Origin of the sequence: Scytonema hofmannii PCC 7110 (assembly GCF_000346485.2) — a bacterium.
In the GTDB taxonomy this organism is placed as follows: Bacteria; Cyanobacteriota; Cyanobacteriia; order Cyanobacteriales; family Nostocaceae; genus Scytonema; species Scytonema hofmannii.
This window is the reverse complement of sequence record NZ_KQ976380.1, coordinates 1-1,045: the sequence shown is the minus strand read 5'-3', so window position 1 is coordinate 1,045 and position 1,045 is coordinate 1. Positions and strand designations below refer to the sequence as shown.

Here is a 1,045-nt window from a genome sequence, read left to right as displayed (position 1 = left end):
GGCGGTATTGCTTTGTGGAAGGATGAGTGATATGGTAACAGAGTATCAAAAGCGTCGATGGTCACAAGAAAAAAATTCTCTCGAAAAACTGCACGGACTTCAAAGTGAGAAAATCGAAAGAATACGAAAGGCTTTGATTGTAGAAACAGATCCATCACGTAAGTTTCAGTACGAACAGCAAATTCAAGAAGAGGAACGGGAACTTCAAGAGTTGAGCGATCGCATAGACGAAATTGAGCAGCAACTGCAACCAGTTTTACCTACCCCAGTCAAGTCGGAAACGCAAAGAAAAAATCAAAAAATATTGATTTTAGCAGCTATTCCGCAACCTGATAATTTACCGTTAGATAAAGAGATTCGGGAAATTAGAGCAGCGATTGAACGAGCGGTAAAACGAGATTTATTTGAAGTGGAGACCAGAACTGCTGTGCGTCCTCAGGATATTCGCAGGGCGATCGCGGAAATACGCCCTCAAATTGTTCATTTTTGCGGTCATGGGACAGAGGATGGGAGTTTGGTGCTAGAGGATGATGGCGGGAACCACAAACTCGTACCAGCAGAAGGGTTGGCTGCATTGTTTAAATTACACGCAGAATATGTAAACTGTGTACTACTCAATGCTTGTTATTCAGAAAAAGCAGCAGGGGCGATTAGTCAGTATATTAACTATACTATTGGCATGAATCAGCCCATTGAAGATCGAGCAGCAATTGTGTTTGCTCAGGGGTTTTATGATGGTTTGGGGTATGAGAGTTTAAAGAGTCAAAGTCTTTTTCAAAGGGCTTTTGATGAGGGTATGGTTGCGGTTCAAATGGACAACGTTGTAGACGGACAAATACCAGTTTTCTTTACAGGAGTGTCCTAAGTCTAGAACCACACCGTACTCTTGTGAATCTTATGGCCTTACCCTCTCCTAGTACTCTGGAGATAAAATAATTGAGGCGAATAGAATTCGCGGCTATATAAACAAAGTCCGCCTTCGCGGACTAACCGGAAAACAAAGTTTCAAATTTTCTTTTGGTCTTTTGTGATTCTTGAGACTCTT

Annotated in this window: 1 protein-coding gene; it reads left to right on the top strand. The window is 41.8% G+C overall.

The window, feature by feature from the left end; translation table 11 throughout:
• On the top strand, positions 1-865 hold an 865-nt coding region (locus WA1_RS51960; RefSeq protein WP_148663129.1), incomplete at its 5' end, for a CHAT domain-containing protein.
• Positions 866-1,045: the final 180 nt, after the last annotated feature.